Annotated in this window: 16 protein-coding genes; 11 read left to right on the top strand and 5 right to left on the bottom strand. The window is 54.0% G+C overall.

From position 1 onward, the window contains the following. The first annotated feature begins 112 nt into the window (after positions 1–112). The 10 genes from MUG06_RS19685 to MUG06_RS19730 all read left to right on the top strand — a co-directional run bounded on the left by MUG06_RS19685 (position 113) and on the right by MUG06_RS19730 (position 10,578). Positions 113–505, top strand: coding sequence for a Rid family detoxifying hydrolase (locus tag MUG06_RS19685; RefSeq protein WP_243079771.1), 393 nt, complete (start codon positions 113–115; stop codon positions 503–505). After that, entirely contained in the window at positions 505–1,476 is a 972-nt protein-coding gene (locus MUG06_RS19690; protein WP_243079772.1) for a D-2-hydroxyacid dehydrogenase, read from the top strand. The genes MUG06_RS19685 and MUG06_RS19690 overlap by 1 nt, the downstream gene beginning before the upstream one ends. A 172-nt stretch (positions 1,477–1,648) precedes the next feature. Further along, positions 1,649–2,542 carry a transporter substrate-binding domain-containing protein gene (locus MUG06_RS19695; protein WP_243079773.1) on the top strand — a complete coding sequence of 298 codons (894 nt, stop codon included), beginning with the start codon at positions 1,649–1,651 and terminating at the stop codon, positions 2,540–2,542. Between the two features lie 116 nt (positions 2,543–2,658). Continuing rightward, positions 2,659–4,179, top strand: coding sequence for an amino acid ABC transporter permease/ATP-binding protein (locus MUG06_RS19700; protein ID WP_243079774.1), 1,521 nt, complete (start codon positions 2,659–2,661; stop codon positions 4,177–4,179). Next, complete coding sequence (locus MUG06_RS19705; RefSeq protein WP_215848051.1) at positions 4,166–5,224, top strand: alpha-hydroxy acid oxidase; 1,059 nt, start codon at positions 4,166–4,168, stop codon at positions 5,222–5,224. Before MUG06_RS19700 ends, MUG06_RS19705 begins: the two co-directional genes overlap by 14 nt. Then, the gene (locus MUG06_RS19710; RefSeq protein WP_243079775.1) at positions 5,215–6,138 is read left to right on the top strand and encodes an ABC transporter substrate-binding protein; all 924 of its coding nucleotides are present in this window, start codon (positions 5,215–5,217) and stop codon (positions 6,136–6,138) included. The genes MUG06_RS19705 and MUG06_RS19710 overlap by 10 nt, the downstream gene beginning before the upstream one ends. Next, positions 6,135–7,511 (top strand): allantoinase AllB, encoded by a 1,377-nt coding sequence (allB, locus tag MUG06_RS19715; RefSeq protein ID WP_243079776.1) that lies wholly within the window; start codon positions 6,135–6,137, stop codon positions 7,509–7,511. The genes MUG06_RS19710 and allB overlap by 4 nt, the downstream gene beginning before the upstream one ends. Positions 7,512–7,523: 12 nt before the next feature. Further along, positions 7,524–8,294 (top strand): GntR family transcriptional regulator, encoded by a 771-nt coding sequence (locus tag MUG06_RS19720; RefSeq protein ID WP_243079777.1) that lies wholly within the window; start codon positions 7,524–7,526, stop codon positions 8,292–8,294. Between the two features lie 37 nt (positions 8,295–8,331). Then, positions 8,332–9,447 (top strand): mandelate racemase/muconate lactonizing enzyme family protein, encoded by a 1,116-nt coding sequence (locus tag MUG06_RS19725; protein ID WP_243079778.1) that lies wholly within the window; start codon positions 8,332–8,334, stop codon positions 9,445–9,447. Between the two features lie 135 nt (positions 9,448–9,582). Continuing rightward, positions 9,583–10,578, top strand: coding sequence for an acyltransferase (locus MUG06_RS19730; protein WP_243079779.1), 996 nt, complete (start codon positions 9,583–9,585; stop codon positions 10,576–10,578). Here MUG06_RS19730 and MUG06_RS19735 read toward each other — a convergent pair. Together MUG06_RS19735 and yieH are read right to left on the bottom strand one after the other, a co-directional pair. Beyond that, a complete protein-coding gene (locus MUG06_RS19735; protein WP_243079780.1) occupies positions 10,563–11,495 on the bottom strand; it encodes a helix-turn-helix domain-containing protein in 933 nt (310 codons plus the stop codon). The genes MUG06_RS19730 and MUG06_RS19735 overlap by 16 nt on opposite strands. 22 nt (positions 11,496–11,517) lie before the next feature. After that, a complete protein-coding gene (gene yieH, locus MUG06_RS19740; protein WP_243079781.1) occupies positions 11,518–12,177 on the bottom strand; it encodes a 6-phosphogluconate phosphatase in 660 nt (219 codons plus the stop codon). A gap of 130 nt (positions 12,178–12,307) precedes the next feature. On the opposite strand from yieH, the gene MUG06_RS19745 reads away from it, so the two are divergent. Further along, a complete protein-coding gene (locus MUG06_RS19745) occupies positions 12,308–13,621 on the top strand; it encodes an NCS2 family permease (protein WP_215848057.1) in 1,314 nt (437 codons plus the stop codon). A 50-nt stretch (positions 13,622–13,671) separates the two neighbouring features. Here MUG06_RS19745 and MUG06_RS19750 read toward each other — a convergent pair whose 3' ends face one another. The 3 genes from MUG06_RS19750 to mnmE form a co-directional block, all read right to left on the bottom strand. Then, on the bottom strand, positions 13,672–14,421 hold the full coding sequence (locus tag MUG06_RS19750; protein WP_243079782.1) for a 4'-phosphopantetheinyl transferase superfamily protein: 750 nt from the start codon (positions 14,419–14,421) through the stop codon (positions 13,672–13,674). Between the two features lie 289 nt (positions 14,422–14,710). Then, on the bottom strand, positions 14,711–15,301 hold the full coding sequence (locus MUG06_RS19755; protein ID WP_243079783.1) for a malonic semialdehyde reductase: 591 nt from the start codon (positions 15,299–15,301) through the stop codon (positions 14,711–14,713). 417 nt (positions 15,302–15,718) lie between these two features. Then, positions 15,719–17,083 (bottom strand): tRNA uridine-5-carboxymethylaminomethyl(34) synthesis GTPase MnmE, encoded by a 1,365-nt coding sequence (gene mnmE, locus MUG06_RS19760; protein WP_215848060.1) that lies wholly within the window; start codon positions 17,081–17,083, stop codon positions 15,719–15,721. Positions 17,084–17,130: the final 47 nt, after the last annotated feature.

A 17,130-nucleotide genomic window follows, 5' to 3' on the forward strand; every position in this document is an offset into this window, starting at 1 on the left:
CTTTATATGTGACATAAATCACCTTTTTGACCTTATGGTCAAAAATCGAACATTGACACCGGTATGATCGTATACGAAATTGCGGTGAAACAGTTTTGTTCGGAAAACGACCATGAAAACCGCGATTACTTATCCAGGTATGAACGCCGCCGACCGTCCGATGGGTCCAGCGCCGCTTTCTGCAGCAGTCCTTCACGAACCGATGCTGTTTATTTCGGGACAGGTTGCTATCGATCCTTACAGCGGCAGCATCGTCGGTAACGACATTGTCAGCCAGACGCGTCAGGTCATGAAAAACGTGGGCGATTTGTTAGGCGAAGCCAAGATGTCGTTCGATAACGTCGTCCGTGTGACCATTTATCTAACCGATCTCACCACCTTCAGCGAGATGAACGCCGCTTACAGCGAATTTTTCACGTTCCCTTTCCCGGCCCGCGCCACTGTAGGTATTCAACTCAACCATCCTGACCTACTGGTCGAGATGGAAGTCACGGCGATGCGCTAATGAATATTCATATTGAAAACGATGCTAACGCTGTCAGTGCATTACAGCTGACGCTCGCGCGTCTGCGTCAGGCGCTGGACGATCATCCGCAGTTGAAAGATCGATTTACCCTGACCGAAAACAGCGATCCCACACAAACCGCCTCTTTTCTTGTCGAGAGCGACATTCTGTGGGCTGGACGCAAGTTGGAGATTGATAGCTTCGACACGCCGCGCCTCGGCTGGGTACAGGTCATGTCAGCCGGTGTAGAGCAATGGCTGGCGCATTGGCGCGACGGCATCACGCTGACTAACGCCTCAGGTGTGCATGGCGATAAAGGCGCTGAATTTATTTTGATGGCGTCGCTAATGTTCAATTTTGGCATGCCGGGGTTTTTACAGGATCAGACGTTGCGTCTGTGGCGTCCAAGCTTTGGCGGCTGCGCACGGGGTAAAACCGTGATGCTGTTAGGTGTTGGTGGCATCGGTTCGGCCGCCGCTAATTTGCTAAGCGCGCAAGGTTATCGCGTGCTGGGCGTGACGCGCAGCGGCAAGTGTGAGGCTGATGTAGCGGACTGCATCACCATTGATGACGTGGACGATTTTTTACCGCAGGTCGATGTCTTGGTTTCGACGCTGCCACTGACACCTCAAACACATCAGCTGTTTGATCGCCGTCGTTTGGGGCTGTTGTCTGCGCATGCTGGTGTGGTGATTGTGGGTCGTGCAGATGTGTTTGATTACACCGCACTACGCGAAATGCTGACCGCAGGCGAGTTAGCCGGTGCAGTGCTGGATGTTTATCCGCAAGAGCCGCTGCCGCAGGACGATCCGTTGTGGGGCACGCCGGGCGTAATCATGACACCACATTGCAGCTTGGACGATCACAGCGCCTATCTCGAAAGCTGTCTTGACGTTTTTATCGATAACCTGGCGCGCTATCGCCAGCAAACGCCGCTGCGCAATCAGGTTGATACGGTGCGCGGATATTAGATTGTGCAGGCTGTTTAGCAACATTGTGCTGGCCGCCCCCGACTTCATTCCTCTCCCATGCAGGGCAAGGTTGGGATGGGGGACAGCACACACCCATCAAGAAAAAAGTCCTAAACGTTCATAAGTATCAAGGTCATCGCTTACTCATTCATCAGCACCAGGGAACCTTATTATGAAATTTGCTCGTCTCGCGTTGTTGTTATCCGGTATCACCGGTACGTTACTTACTGGCTTATCCAGCGCACACGCTGCCACCGATCCTGTTACACCCACCGCCAGCGACTTTGCCGCCATGACGCAGTGCAAAACGTTGCAAACGAAATACACCTCTTTGGTTGGTAAAGAGGTGGTTGTCGGCCTTGGGGGCTACACCAAAGGCTTCGAAGCGCCATCTGAAAAAGATCCCAGCATTATAGAAGGCTTGGATCCGTCCCTTTTTGAGCGCATCAGCAGCTGCCTTGGCTTCAAACATACCTATCAAAACGGCTCATTCAACGTGTTACTGACCTCTATCACCAGCGGACGTGCTGATATTGGCCCGATGTTATACGTCACTGATGAGCGCCTGAAGCAGATCGCTTTCGTTGCCTCCGTGCAAGTGCAGGATGGTTCCGTGGTCGCCAAAGGTAATCCTAAGAAAATTAATAGCGTCGATGATCTTTGTGGCAAAACCGTTGCCGCTGCTGCAGGCACCTACGAAGCCACCAAACTGGTGCCTGAGCAAAGTCAGAAATGCAGCGCTGCTGGTAAGCCAGAAGTCAGCATGCTGATGGTGCAGAACACCGATAACAGCATCCAGGCAGTGAAAAGCGGTCGTGCGGATATTTATCTCACTGAAGCAGGCTCCGCCCGCGCTATCGCGAAAGCCGCTCCCACACTCGCCAGCGCCTTTACTGTTGATCTGCCGATCATGGTCGGTTTCCCGATCGCTAAAGACAACGTCACCATGCGCAGCGCAGTACTGGATGCCATGAAAGTGATTCAGGAAAGCGGCGCACAGAAAAAATTATTGGATTACTGGGGCCAGGGCAGCAGCGCTGAGCGACCAGCGGTTTCACGTGGCTAATAGTTTTTATCAATACCCTGAATAATTTGGCGTGCAGGAAGGCGGCAAACCGATGCCGCCAACGCATCCGCAACCCGAAAAATGACGGGTATTAACCTCCTGTCGGAGAGAGCACCTTGGATGATTTTCTAAAATATTTAACCCTGCCTTATCTTTGGCAAGGTGCCGTAATCGCAGTGCAACTGCTGGTCGGCGCATTAGCGGGTGGCATTTTTATTGGTTTTTTCCTGGCGCTCGCCAGCACCTCTAAGCATCGAATGATCCGCTTGCCGGTGCAGATTTATATTTACACCCTGCGCGGCACGCCGGTGCTGCTGCAATTAATTTTGTTATACAACGTGCTGCCGGAGTTTGGCCTGCGCTTCAGCCCATTCGCCAGCGCCATGTTAGCGTTGATGATCAACGAAACCGCCTTCTGTGCCGAAATCATTCGTGGTGGGATTATGGCGACCGATCGCGATCAGAGTATGGCAGCGCAAGCTTTTGGTTATTCACGCACCAAAGAGATGATCCACGTTGTCATTCCTCAAGCGTTGCGCGCCATCTTACCCACCATGGGCAATGAAACGGTTGGCCTGCTCAAATCTACGTCGTTGGCTTCCGTGGTGGGTGTGAACGAATTAACCATGCGCGGTCAGGCCATTGTGTCGCAAAACTTCTTGTTTATTCCGGTGCTGGTCGCTTCGGGCGGCATTTACCTGATTCTGTCGACGCTGCTGGCCGCCGGACAATGGTGGCTGGAAAAATTTTATAACCTTGATGAGCGTGCCCGCCGCGCCCGGCTGCGCATAGCGAAAATGGTGCCCGATGTCTCGGTGGTGCAAATGCAGCTACCGAAACGTCGCTGGGAAACACAAACAGCCGCGCCGGTGTTGGAGATTGACAAGCTGTGCGTTGAATACGCGGGCAAGCCAGTGCTGAAATCGCTGTCGCTCAGCGTGCGTCGGGGTGAAGTGGTGGTGCTGCTGGGTCGCTCTGGCTCAGGTAAAAGTACACTGCTGAAATCGATTCTCGCTTTAACGCCACGCCAATCGGGCACTATTCAGACCGAAGGCCATTTTATGGGCAGCGATGACTTGGGTCGACCACTGGCGGCGCGTCACTTGCCTGTCAACCGGGCACGTTCCGGGATTGGCATTGTATTCCAGCACTTTGCGTTATTCGATCATCTTACCGCGCTGGAAAACGTCATGAGCATTCCTCTGCGCGTACAGGGTGCTCAACCAGAAATCGCGCGTGGAAAAGCGATGCGGGCTTTGAAGATGGTCGGATTGGGTGATTTCTTCGCTTCATTGCCGCACGAACTGTCGGGCGGTCAAAAACAGCGCGTTGGTATTGCGCGTGCCCTTGCGGCGGAACCGCAAATCCTGCTGTTTGATGAACCCACTTCAGCACTCGATCCAGAGTTGGTGCGTGAAGTAAATCAGACCATGCGCAGCCTGGCGCAAACCGGCATTACTATGGTTATCAGTACGCACGACATCGCCTTTGCGGCGGGTGTGGCTGATCGCGTCGTGTTTCTGCAAAACGGTGCGCTGATTGAAGAAGGCCCACCTTCCATCCTTAAACACCCCAGCACACCTGAGTTTGCCACCTTTCTGGAGCATGAAAAGGAGGCGCACCATGTCCATGCCTGATTTGCCTTTCCAGCAGGAAGCCCAACAGCGACTGGGCGATGACCTGTTTCGCTATATGATCGGTCAGCCTGCCGATGCGTATGGCAAGGTTAGCGACAGCAATTACCTCGCGCTGCAACGCTTTCGTCTGCTGCCGCGGGTGTTGCAAGGTAATGAAGAGATTAATACCGAGGTGACGCTTTTCGAGCAACGTTGGGCCGCGCCGATTGGCGTTGGCGCTTTTGCGGGCGACCAGATTTTCCATGAAGAAGGTTTACTGCCGATTGCTCGCGCCTGTAAACGCCTACAACTGCCATTAGTGATCTCGGAAGAAACCGTCACGCCGATGCGCGATATTGGCGCTGAATATGACCGCTGCTGGTTACAACTGCGAGCCGCTGGCGACGTTAGCCGCATTCAGGATTTGATCGACCAGGCCGCAGACGCTGGATTTAAAGGCATTGTGCTCACGGTGCTTGCGCCAGTGCATCCGGTGTCTGGCCTGCAACCGGGCGGTTTTTCCATCGGCGAGGCGCTGAAAAAGCGCGGCATGATCACCCTTGGCGGCACTGAGCCTGGCGTTTTTCCTCTGCCTGCGTTTCCGGTCTGGAACTGGACACAGATTGATGAAGTCGCCGCCTTTTGCGCCAGCCGCGATCTGCCGCTGCTGCTGAAAGGCATTTTGCATCATGACGATGCGGCTCCCGCCGCGCAGCACGGCGTCAGCGGGCTGATCGCCTCAAATATTGGACTGCGACAGAGCGCACGCTGGTCCACCCCCGTCGATCAATTACCCGATCTCCAGGCGGTAACGCGATTGCCGCTGCTGTTAGATGGTAGCGTTCGCAGCGGCAGTGACGCGGTGGTGGCGCGCTGCCTCGGTGCACAGCTTTCACTCAGCGTACGTCCGGTGATCAGTGCGTTGGTCGCGGGTGGTGAAGAAGCCGTCTTCGCATTACTAAAGGGTTGGAAGAACGAGATCGCGGCTGTTAGCCATTGGTGTGGCGTCAGCAATATGTGTGAGCTGAACGGCAGCTATTTAACGGAGGCGCGCGTATGCATCTGATTTTTAACCAAGGCGACGCCAGCGAATCACGCATATATTACTGCGCACATTATCTGGCCGACAGTATGGGTCTGTTTGCCGATGAAGGTCTCAGCATCACCTTTACCACCAGCGAATCCGGTGGACATACCGTTCAGGGTGGTCAGGTTCCGGCAGTGATGAACGGCGAAGCCGATCTCACGTTGGGTGGTCCGATGGTGGTGATGAAAAATTTCCAGGAAAACGGCCCTGACTTACGCTGCTTTTGTGCCTCGGTGGCGGCAAATCCGTGGTTCTTAGCCGCCGCACAGCCCCAACCTGACTTTGTGTTCTCGCAATTACGTGGCAAACGGGTGATCGACGTCGGCAATGTCGGCACCGCTACTCTGACTTTCCGCTGGCTGCTGACACAACAGGATTTGATCGATGCGGTCACCCTCATTCCTGGCAGCGGTGACGCTGAACGCGATTACGCCGCCATTACGAATGGCGAGGCCGATTACGCGCTACACGCCATGCATGCGCTGGCACCGGCCATTGCACAAGGTCAACTTTTTAGCATAACCAGCCTGGCGGCTTTATGCGGCAACGTGCCGTGGAGCGCCTATATCGCCCGCGCTAATGTCATGCAAAACAAAGCCACTGCGTTCAACGCCTTTACCCGCGCCATTGCTCACGCACTGTGCTTGCTGGAAGAGCTTGATGCGCGTGAGGTAGCAGAAAAAGTCCAGGCGTATTATCCCGACTACGCTTTTGACGCATTGATTATTGGGATTAACGCCTACCAACAGGCGAATATTTTTGCCCGCAAGCCGCAAATTCCTCGCAGCGAATTTGAACACTTCAGCCAGCTGCTGAGTGCCATCGGCTGGCTCAATCCCAAGCTGCCCGTGCCTTACGCCACGCTGGTGGTTTCACCGGAGGAGATCCAATGAAAACCTTGATTATCAATGGTCGGGTGATTACCGAGCAGGGCGAACTGGCCGCCGACCTGTTGATTGACGCAGGAAAGATCAGCGGCATTATGGCTCGTGGCAGCGAGCGCCCTGCGGTGGATGAAGTGATCGACGCCAGCGATATGATCATCGTGCCAGGCGCCATTGATGTGCACACCCATTTCACCGGTTCGCATGACTTTCCGCAGCAAGAATTACAGGAAGGAACACGGGGTGCCGCTGCGCACGGCGTGACCACGATTATTGAAATGCCCCATTCGCTGCCGCCCGCTACCACGCTGGATAACTTTGTCGCCAAGCGTGAGTGGCTGACACAAAATTGCTCAGTGGATTTTGCAATGTGGGCCGGATTAGACGGGCGCAACGTCGATCAGTTAGCCGCGCTGGATAACGCAGGCGCCCTCGCCTTTAAAGCCTTTTTGTGTAGCGGCGCGCCCAATGGCGAAGCTACCGATGAAAAGGGTTTGCCACGCCTGGACGACGATGGCCTGCTGCGCGCCATGCGCGAACTCAAAACCTTCGACGGTCTGATAGGCGTACATGCCGAGAATCATGACATTTTGATCGGCGCGGGGGGCGAATTGCGACGCGCAGGCCGCAAAGATATTCGTGCTCATGCGCAGGCCGGACCAGAAATTGCTGAGATAGAAGCGGTTGGCCGGGTGCTGGCGATTGCCGAAGAGACCGGCGCACGCTGTCATATCGTGCATGTCAGCTCGGCCCGCGCCGCCGAAACCATTATCGCCGCCAAACCAAAGGTACGCGCCACCTTTGAAACCTGTCCGCACTATTTGATTCTCGACGAAGAAGATTTGGTACGCATCGGGCCGAACGCACGCTGCGGGCCGCCGATTCGTCCACGTCCGGTTGTCGATGCACTGTGGCAACTATTGGAACGCGGCGATATCGACATGGTGGCTTCAGATCATTGTCCTTATACACCTGAACAAAAACGGGCGGGACTCGACAGCATTTGGGATGCCGGCATGGGTTTGACCGGTATTGAAACTCTCAGCCCAATGATGTTCAGCGAAGCACACGTCAAACACGGCGTCTCTTTGAGCGAGTTTGCACGTCTGACCGCCAGCGGCCCGGCGAAAGCCTTTCAGTTATGGGGCCGTAAAGGCGCCATCGCCCTGGGTTTTGATGCGGATTTGGTGTTTTACGATGCCAGTGTCAGTTGGACGGTGCGCGGTGCTGATTTTCAGGGTCTCGGCAAATGGAGCGCATTTGAAGGGATGCACTGTCAGGGTAAAGTGATGCGTACACTCATTCGCGGCGTGACGGTTTATCACGACAATCACATACAGGTTGAACCCGGCTTCGGCCAGTTTCTGACCCGGCAGGCTTAACAGGACAACACCATGGCAGGAAAGTCGACTACCCAGACGGGCCGCAGCAAAAAAAATATCGCACCGCTCGCGCTTAAAGAGCAGTCGCCAGATCAATGGCGTGTCGCCCGCCCACGAACGCTGGTCGATCACGCGGTGGACGCTATTCTTGCCGCCGCCTCGCGTGGATTAATTTTACCTGGCGATCGCATCGCCGAGCCGGACCTGGTCTCGCGTCTGGGCATGAGCCGTGTGCCGATTCGCGAGGCGCTGCGCATCCTGGAAAGCCAAGGCATCGTGACCAGCGAACCCTATAAAGGCATTCGCCTGATGGAGATTTCACATCAGCGGCTGGAACAGATTATCGATGTACGCATCCCACTGGAAACGCTGGCCTGCCGCCGTGCAATTGAGGCTGGTCGCAACGGTCAACCGCAGTTAACCCGTCTTTATCAGGCCGTGGCTGATATGCAGATGATGATGCAGCGCGACGATGTCTACGGTTTCGCCTCAGCCGACACTGACTTTCATCGCACGCTGTGCAGCTTTGGCCACAATCCGGTGCTCAGCAATTTATGGGAGTCGATTGCTCGCCAGCTAACGGTGATATTTGGCCTTTCCACTATGGGCAAGTCGATGAGCGACATCATTGAAGAGCACCAACGGCTGATTAACGTCTTCGCTGAAGGCGATATCGACAAAATGACAGCCGAAATTGAAAACCACGTGCGCATTCAGGCTCTGGATGTGGACTACGAATCGATTATTACTCAGCGCCGACAGCAACGTATTTCCGCCAGTTGACGCCTTTGTTTGACCTTTTAACACCAGGAAAAGCACGATGAAAATCACCAATGTTGAAGCCTTTTATTTGCGGCTTCCCGTGATCGAAGCGCGTACCGACAGTTCTCAGGATGCGCTGCTGATCAAAATTACCACCGACGCGGGCATCACCGGTTGGGGTGAAGTGGATGGCAGCCCTTACGTCACCAAAGCCATTATTGAAGCTCCCTATTCACACACGATGGTTACTGGGCTGAAATCGCTGCTAATTGGCGAAAATCCACTGGAAACGACGCGTTTGTGGAAGAAGATGCATAAAGCCACTATCTATTACGGTCGCAGCGGTGCGGTATTGCAGGCGATGGCGGGCATTGATATCGCCTTGTGGGATATCAAAGGCAAAGCACTTGGCAAGCCGATCGTAGAACTGCTCGGCGGCGCAATGCGCGACAAGATGCGGGTTTATTCTTCAAACATGTTTCAGTTCAGTGTTGAAGAGACTGTGGCGCGTGCGCGTCACGCCGTCGATACCGGACACAGCGGCGTAAAATTTGGCTGGGAACCGTTTGGCCACGATGAAGCCCAGGATTTACGTTACCTTGAAGCACTGCGTAAAGCCGTGGGCGACGACATTGATTTAATGTTGGATGTGGGCCACGTCTGGGATGCGAAAACCACCGTTCGTCGCAGTCAGCGCTATGAACATCTCAATTTGTTCTGGATAGAAGAGCCGCTGCATCCAGACAATTACGCCGGCTATGGCCAGGTTTCTACCGCCTGTCAGCAGCACATTGCTGCCGGTGAGCAAGAGTGCTCGGTGGTAGGTTTCCAGCGCCTGATCGACGAAGGCGGCATTGATATCGTGCAGATCGACCTGACGCGCACCGGCTTTACGCAGGCGATGGAAATTGCCAGCTACGCCCACAGCCGTGGCCGCAAAGTCTGCAATCACAACTTCACCACGGATATTAATACCGCCGCCTCGCTGCATTTTCTCTGTGCAATCGAGAATGCGCTGGTGATGGAATACTGCGTCGAGCCGGGCGAAATCAGTCGATCGCTGGCGAAAAATCCGGTGCGCATCACTGACGGCTATGCCTGGCTGCCGAGTGAGCCGGGTTTAGGTGTCGAACCCGATGAAGCTGTGATCGAGAAATTCTTAGTTCGTGACTAAATTCGTGACCACGTTTAGGTAACAACGTTTATGCGCCAACTTTCCCGGATGGCTCTGAATCCTTGAGCCAAAGGTTGTTGGCGCGGCTATGTCTGGCTAACCTTCTTCGCACGGAGCGCCGCGCAAGAGGAAACCATGCAGCAAAAGATTTATTGGATCGATAATTTACGCGCCATTGCCTGTTTGATGGTGATCGTGATTCATACCACAACCTGGTACATCACCGGCCCGGTAGCGGTGACAGGCTTTCACTGGGATATGGCTAACATTTTGAACTCTGCGTCGCGCGTCTGCGTGCCACTGTTTTTTATGATTTCGGGTTATCTGTTCTTCGGTGAGCGCAGTGCGCAACCGCGTCATATGCTGCGGCTGGTGCTCTGTTTGCTGTTTTACAGCGCGGTGGCGCTGGCCTATATCACTTGGTTAACGCCGATTAGTGAAGGTCGATCGCTGCTGAAAATGCTGCAAAAACCGGTGTTCTACCACTTGTGGTTTTTCTTCGCGCTGATTGGTATTTATCTGCTTTCGCCACTGATTCAGGTGAAAGCGGTGCAGGCGCGCTACGTCGCGCTGTTAGTGGTGGTTCTGGCGGTGCTGGCTAATCCCAACACCGCGAGTCAGTCGTTGGGTCGATTTCACTGGCTACCGGTAAATTTATATGTCAGCGGTGACAGTATTTATTATTTACTCTATGCGCTGCTGGGCCGCGCGATTGGCACAATGGAAACCCAAGGGCGCCGCGCAAGCTGGCTGGCTGCGACCGGGTTCATCGCCTGCGTGATTGGCATTGCATTGGGCACTAAGCAAGAACTGAAGATCAACGGCGCGTTCAACGATACCTGGTATCTCTATTGCGGCCCGCTGGTATTTATCGCCGCCATCAGCTTGCTGGTTTTATTTAAAAATATCCTCAATAGCCGCACTGTGCCCGGCATGGCGATGATTGCGCGCTATTCATTGCCGATTTATGGTTTCCATGCGCTGTTTATTCATTATCTCCGCACTCATCACTATGACGATATGTCGCGCCCGTGGCTGGATCTGCCGTGGGTATTTGGCGTGACCTTAGGTGGCAGTCTGTTGCTGGCAATGGTATTAAAACGTGTCGATAAACATCATTTGGTGAGCTGATCGTCCCAGCGCTGGCGCGCACGACGCAACTGGCGCGCCGAGGAAAATCCCGCCGCCAGCGCGGCTTTTTCTGCCGCTTCGCCCTGCTGCTGGCGCTGACGCGCAATGCCTACCCGCAGCTGCTCGTGATATTCCCGCACGCTGATACCCAAATGCTGACGAAACAGCCGCGCCAGATGGCGGCTGCTCACATGGACACGCGTCGCGAGTTCCCCCAACGACCAGCTATGTTCCGGGTGAGCCATCATCGCATCCTGCGCCCGATGAATCGCCGGATGCAGATGATTGCGGTAACGCAGCCACGGTGAAAGTTGCGGGTCATCACCAGAACGGCGAAACCACACCACCATTTCACGCGCCACGGCTAGCGCGGTTTGCGCCCCACATAAACGGGTGATCAAGTGCAAAGCGAGATCGATGCCTGCGGTGATACCCGCGCTGGTCCAGATGCTGCCATCTTCAACGAAGACACGGTTCTCTCTGATCACTGCCTGAGGCGCGGTGGCTTTCATGCGTTCCAACACGTCATGATGCGTGGTGCACTGAATGCCATTGAGCAAACCCGCCTGCGCCGCCAATAAAGCCCCCGAGCAGACACAAACCAGCGTAAGCGTTTGCGTCTGAATTGCCGCCTGTTGTCGTTGCAGCCAGTCACGCGCCTGCTTCGCTTGCGGCGTGTCGTAGCAACTGCGTGAGTCGTAGACGCCGGGTACCACTAGCAAACTTTCAGGCGGCAGCGTGTCGGGCAGCGGCTCGATATTGCCAATCGTCATACCCGTTGAGCAGAGCACGTTTTCCTGCGGACCGATGTAGCGCAGCGTAAAGTTGCCGTCCGCCAGCGTGAAAGCTTCAGCGGGGCCAGCAACATCCAGCGCCATGACACCGGGCAGCGTTAAGAACCAGACGGTTTGCGGCATCCATTGTCTCTGATGTTAAAGGTTAAACCAGGTTCCAACCGCGAGCGCGCCACAGCGCGGGCAGCTCCGCCATATCCTCAAATCGCGTAATCAGCGGGTGGTCAAGTTCAGGATTGTGCGCATCAGCGCAGTAGTAAAATACCGGAATGCCTGCCGCAATGCCCGCGCGTGCGCCAGCTTCAGAATCGTCGACCAAAATGCAGCGTTCAATCGGTACTTGCATCTGTTCAGCGGCGTGGTACATCAGTTCGGGATCGGGCTTCCAGTGCAAAATGTCATAGCCGCTGTAGAGATGCTCCTCAAAATGCGCCAGCATGCCGGTCAGGCCCAGCGAGTGCTGCATCTTCTTCACCGTACCGTTCGATACCACACACATCGGCACTTTCACCTGATCAACCAGCGCTTTCGCACCGGGAATCGGTTTCAGCTCCAGATCGAACAGCCGCGCAACTTCAGCCCGGTAGGCAGTTTCAACCTCTTCCAGGGGCAACGTCACCTGATGCGCGTCTCCCACGTCGCGAATGATGTCGTAAAGCTTGATGCCTTTATACTTCTCAAACATCTCCTGCAGTGAAAGCGTAATACCGTAGCGGGCAAAGGTGTTTACATAGCCTTGCGTACAGAGTAATTCGCTGTCCACCAGCGTGCCATCGCAGTCAAAAAATACACATTCTACAGACATCAGACTCTATCCTTTGATTTGTGGGTACCTTCACACTCTACCATTGGCAATCGGTTGCGAAAAATCATTGTATTGCGCTGTTAAAATCGCCAGGATACGCGCCGAAAGTTTTTCTTCTGGAATGGATGAAATGAACAAACAAGGCCTTTTGCAGCGCATCTTCAAGCTGCAGGAACACGGCACGTCGGTGCGTACCGAAGTGATTGCCGGTATCACCACTTTTCTGACCATGGTCTATATCGTCTTCGTCAATCCGCAGATTTTAGGGGTGGCGGGCATGGATACCCAGGCGGTATTTGTAACGACCTGCCTGATCGCTGCCTTTGGCAGTATTTTGATGGGATTATTTGCAAATCTGCCCGTCGCGCTGGCGCCGGCGATGGGCCTGAACGCCTTCTTCGCCTTTGTGGTGGTAGGTGCGATGGGTTATTCGTGGCAGATTGGCATGGGCGCCATTTTCTGGGGTGCGCTGGGACTGTTGATCCTGACACTGCTGCGTGTGCGTTACTGGATGATCGCCAATATCCCGCTGAGTTTACGCGTAGGTATCACCGCTGGTATCGGCCTGTTTATCGCCATGATGGGGCTGAAAAATGCCGGTATCATCGTGCCGAATCCTGATACGTTAGTGGCGGTGGGAAATCTCTCCTCGCACAGCGTGCTGCTTGGCGCGCTCGGTTTCTTTATTATCGCTATCCTTGCGTCACGTAATATTCATGCTGCGGTATTGATTTCAATGCTGGTAACAACCGCCATTGGCTGGATACTGGGTGACGTGAAATTTGTTGGTCTGTTTTCTGCTCCGCCATCAGTCACCTCGGTGGTCGGCCAGGTGGATATCAAAGGTGCCTTTAACATTGGCATGGCGGGCGTGATCTTCTCTTTCATGTTGGTGAATCTGTTCGACTCTTCCGGCACGCTGATTGGCGTCACGGACAAAGCCGGATTAACCGACGAAAAAGGGACTTTTCCGCGCATGAAGCAGGCGCTGTATGTCGACAGCATCAGCTCAGTAAGCGGCGCATTGATCGGGACATCCTCGGTCACGGCTTATATTGAAAGTACTTCAGGCGTAGCGATCGGCGGACGCACCGGGTTGATGGCGGTGGTTACCGGTATTTTATTCCTGCTGGTGATGTTCCTGTCACCGCTGGCAGCAATGGTGCCCAGTTATGCCGCCGCAGGCGCGTTAATTTATGTTGGCGTATTGATGACATCCAGCCTTTCACGCGTGCGTTGGGATGATTTAACGGAAGCCGTTCCTGCCTTTGTGACCGCAGCAATGATGCCGTTCAGTTTCTCCATCACCGAAGGCATTGCGCTGGGCTTTATTGCGTACTGCGTGATGAAACTGGGCACCGGACGCTGGCGTGAAATTAGCCCTTGTGTGGTTATCGTCGCACTGCTTTTTGTGTTGAAAATAGCTTTTATCGACGCACATTAACCACAAATCGCTGCACGTTGAATGAAAAAAGGCCGCAATAGCGGCCTTTTTTACATTTCAGGGTGCAAGCTTCGTTCGTGCGGCAAACTGGTCAAACGCAACGTATGCGGGCCGATATTGGGTTTGCTCATCTCGACTTCACGAAGCGCGCGCCATTGATGCGAGCTGTCCATCTCCCACAGATGCAAACGCTGTGTGGCTGGCGATAATGCACAGGCCCAAACCAGCGTTGGTTCTGCATCACATACCACCTGAATGTCGGGATAAAGCGTTGAGCGCAAACGACCCGCGCCGGGCAGGAGGCGCAACGAATCCAGCCCGCTTTCACCTGCGCCGGTTAATTTAAGGATGCTCTGACGCAGCGTCCAGATTTGCGTTACCGCTTCCATAAAATCTTGCTGGGCATTGATCCAGGCAACTTCGCCGGAGGTTAACTCCTGCATGAGCTGTTCTTGTGTTTGTCGGCTATGAGCACGCACAATTTCCATGTCCAGACCTGCGCGTCCACCCTCTTCCGCCAACAGTACGCCAATCATATTTCCCGCATAGGCGATGCTGAAATCAGGCAAATCCCGGTCGGCAAAGGCGGGGCGACCGTTGCTGTTGGTGATCAAAGCTGGAAGTTCATTAATGCCATAAACCCGCAGCATTAATTGCGCTAACAGCGCACGCGCAGCAAGAAACCGCCCACGACGCTTGTCGGCAAAATGTTGTGCTGTATCGAATACGTCTTGAGAAATGCGCAACCCTTCGGCTAAAAATCCGGGGTCGCCGGTCCAACGAACAAAATGTCCCGCCATCTGTCGCTCCGTGAAAATGGTCAGATAATCATCAATTACATTGTAAGAATTTTCTGAGCTGATTGCATCCAGCACAAGCCGGAATAGAACAAATTAGGAAAAGGACGAAGGCTACGGCCTGTTTTTGCGCACGGTTGTCATCAAATAACCGTGTCGCTTGATGATGATGACATTAAAGAAACGTGCGCGGCACTATCGAAACAGAGGATCAAAACAGGCGAAGTGAAAAGCAAGGTGTGCGTTAAGCCGCTAATATTGCGTCGCGAAGTCTACCGCGACGCCCTGCTCATTATGCGAATTTACAGGCTTGTTCAAAACTCAGGCGTGGTAAACGCGGATGCAATTTGCTGTCATTACCATAACCGAGATTAATCAGCAGATTAACCTGCCATTTACTGCCGGAGAAAAAGGCTTCATTAACTTTTGCTGGATCAAAACCAGACATTGGACCTGCATCCAGCCCCAGCGAACGCGCCGCCAGAATCAGATAACCTGCTTGTAGGCTGCTGTTACGAAATGCCGTTTCTTTTGCTAAATCTGGGCTGCTGGTAAACCAACTGCGCGCATCACCGTGTGGAAACAGCGTGGGCAGTTGCTCATAAAATTCGCTGTCCCAGGCAACGATGACTGTCGCGGGCGCAGCCAGGGTTTTTTCCAGATTGCCGGAAGAGAGTGCAGGTTTGAGCTTCTCTTTACCCTCAGCCGAGGTAACAAACACAAAGCGTCCCGGTGAACAGTTGGCCGAAGTCGGGCCCAGCGCAGTCAGCGCATAAAGCTGCTCCAGCAAGGCGCTGTCTATCGGCTTATCCTGCCAGTAACTGTGTGTGCGGGCTTGGTTAAACAGCGTGTCTAATGCAGCAGTATCAAGCGGTGTACTCATTCTACATTCCTTATTAACAGCAAAATTAAGACCCATGTTTACGACAATAAATGGCTCGCCGAGGTTAGCCGGTGCGCTTTTGCTTTTAATCATGACTTCACGCGCTATGCGTAAGCAGCAATAAGAACAGTGACAGCCGCAGTGAACAAATAACCGCCCAAGGCACTGATCGTTATACTGCAATGCTTCGGCGCAGCCAAATAACATTGTCGCAATAATGCATGCAGAGAAAGGGCTATTAAGCCACAGCGAAGGAGCGCAGGATGGGGCATCTCAAGACACTGACCAAAGCCATTAGGCTTGTCGCTGCGTCATAAGTGCTACGCAAGAATGTAGGAAAAACGTTGAATAGGGGAAGGCTAACGCTCAAGCGAGGGCCTCCGACGGCCGTTTACCGCCGGAGAAGGAATTTGAATGCTACTTACCAATACAGAAACTGGAGAAGATCCGCCCCAGCAAATCGTCAGAGGTAAACTCGCCGGTGATTTCACTCAATGCCTGCTGCGCAAGACGAAGCTCTTCTGCCAACAATTCACCCGCCCAGGCACCCAGCAGCTGATCTTTACCCTGAAGTAAGTGCGTCGCCGCTAACTCCAGCGCTTGCAGATGGCGACGACGAGCAAGGAATCCGCCTTCCACGTTGCCCGCAAATCCCATGGTTTGTTTCAGATGATCACGTAACTCATCAACACCTTCACGGGTGCGCGCTGATAGCCGAATCAATGAGTGACCGTTTACTTCGCTCAATCCCGGCGTTTCGCCTGTAGCATCGGCTTTGTTACGTACCACGGTAATCGGCAATTCAGCGGGTAAACGAGAAACAAAATCGGGCCAGATGGCGGCGGCTTCTGTAGCGTCGGTGGTGGTGCCATCGACCATAAACAGCACGCGGTCGGCCTGTTCAATTTCCTGCCAGGCACGTTCGATACCGATACGTTCCACTTCATCGCTGGCTTCACGTAATCCTGCGGTATCAATGATATGCAGCGGCATACCGTCAATATGTATATGTTCACGCAAGACATCGCGCGTGGTTCCCGCAATATCAGTCACGATGGCGGCTTCACGTCCTGCCAGCGCATTCAGCAGGCTGGATTTTCCGGCATTAGGACGTCCGGCAATCACCACTTTCATTCCTTCCCGCAGCAGGCTGCCCTGACGCGCTTCAGCGCGGACGCTGTCGAGATCGCCAATCACTGTATTAAGCTGCGCTTCGATTTTGCCGTCAGAGAGAAAATCGATCTCCTCATCCGGGAAATCAATGGCCGCTTCGACATAGATTCGCAGGTGCGTAAGTGCTTCCACAAGATGGTTGATACGGGTAGAAAACGCACCCTGCAATGAGTTAACCGCAGAACGCGCCGCCTGTTCTGAACTGGCATCAATCAGGTCAGCAATCGCTTCAGCCTGCGCTAAATCGAGTTTGTCATTCAGGAAAGCGCGTTCAGAAAATTCACCCGGCTGCGCAATACGCAGTCCCGGTAACGCCACAATACGCTTCAGTAATAAATCGAGAATTACCGGCCCGCCGTGACCTTGCAGCTCCAGCACATCTTCACCCGTGAACGAGTTAGGGCCCGGAAACCACAGCGCGATGCCTTGATCCAGCACGCTGCCGTCGGCATCGTTAAAGGATAGATAGTCGGCATAGCGCGGCTTAGGCAGTTTGCCCAACACCTGCTGCGCAACCTCAGCTGCACGCGCGCCGGAAATACGCAGAATACCCACGCCGCCGCGTCCGGGAGGCGTGGCCTGGGCAACGATAGTATCGCTGTGGCTCATAAATTCTCTCTCACTACAAAAAACAAAAGGCGGTCGCTTTGACCGCC

The organism is Pantoea sp. MQR6 (assembly GCF_022761075.1).
GTDB lineage: Bacteria > Pseudomonadota > Gammaproteobacteria > Enterobacterales > Enterobacteriaceae > Pantoea > Pantoea phytostimulans.

What these genes read in the sequence shown, in the direction of transcription:
- MUG06_RS19735 (WP_243079780.1), bottom strand. Translation starts at nt 11,495, where the DNA reads ATGCCGCAAACCGTCTGGTTCTTAACGCTGCCCGGTGTCATGGCGCTG.
- yieH (WP_243079781.1), bottom strand. Translation starts at nt 12,177, where the DNA reads ATGTCTGTAGAATGTGTATTTTTTGACTGCGATGGCACGCTGGTGGAC.
- MUG06_RS19730 (WP_243079779.1), top strand. Translation starts at nt 9,583, where the DNA reads ATGCAGCAAAAGATTTATTGGATCGATAATTTACGCGCCATTGCCTGT.
- mnmE (WP_215848060.1), bottom strand. Translation starts at nt 17,083, where the DNA reads ATGAGCCACAGCGATACTATCGTTGCCCAGGCCACGCCTCCCGGACGC.
- MUG06_RS19745 (WP_215848057.1), top strand. Translation starts at nt 12,308, where the DNA reads ATGAACAAACAAGGCCTTTTGCAGCGCATCTTCAAGCTGCAGGAACAC.
- MUG06_RS19710 (WP_243079775.1), top strand. Translation starts at nt 5,215, where the DNA reads ATGCATCTGATTTTTAACCAAGGCGACGCCAGCGAATCACGCATATAT.
- MUG06_RS19695 (WP_243079773.1), top strand. Translation starts at nt 1,649, where the DNA reads ATGAAATTTGCTCGTCTCGCGTTGTTGTTATCCGGTATCACCGGTACG.
- MUG06_RS19720 (WP_243079777.1), top strand. Translation starts at nt 7,524, where the DNA reads ATGGCAGGAAAGTCGACTACCCAGACGGGCCGCAGCAAAAAAAATATC.
- MUG06_RS19750 (WP_243079782.1), bottom strand. Translation starts at nt 14,421, where the DNA reads ATGGCGGGACATTTTGTTCGTTGGACCGGCGACCCCGGATTTTTAGCC.
- MUG06_RS19755 (WP_243079783.1), bottom strand. Translation starts at nt 15,301, where the DNA reads ATGAGTACACCGCTTGATACTGCTGCATTAGACACGCTGTTTAACCAA.
- MUG06_RS19705 (WP_215848051.1), top strand. Translation starts at nt 4,166, where the DNA reads ATGTCCATGCCTGATTTGCCTTTCCAGCAGGAAGCCCAACAGCGACTG.
- MUG06_RS19685 (WP_243079771.1), top strand. Translation starts at nt 113, where the DNA reads ATGAAAACCGCGATTACTTATCCAGGTATGAACGCCGCCGACCGTCCG.
- MUG06_RS19690 (WP_243079772.1), top strand. Translation starts at nt 505, where the DNA reads ATGAATATTCATATTGAAAACGATGCTAACGCTGTCAGTGCATTACAG.
- MUG06_RS19725 (WP_243079778.1), top strand. Translation starts at nt 8,332, where the DNA reads ATGAAAATCACCAATGTTGAAGCCTTTTATTTGCGGCTTCCCGTGATC.
- allB (WP_243079776.1), top strand. Translation starts at nt 6,135, where the DNA reads ATGAAAACCTTGATTATCAATGGTCGGGTGATTACCGAGCAGGGCGAA.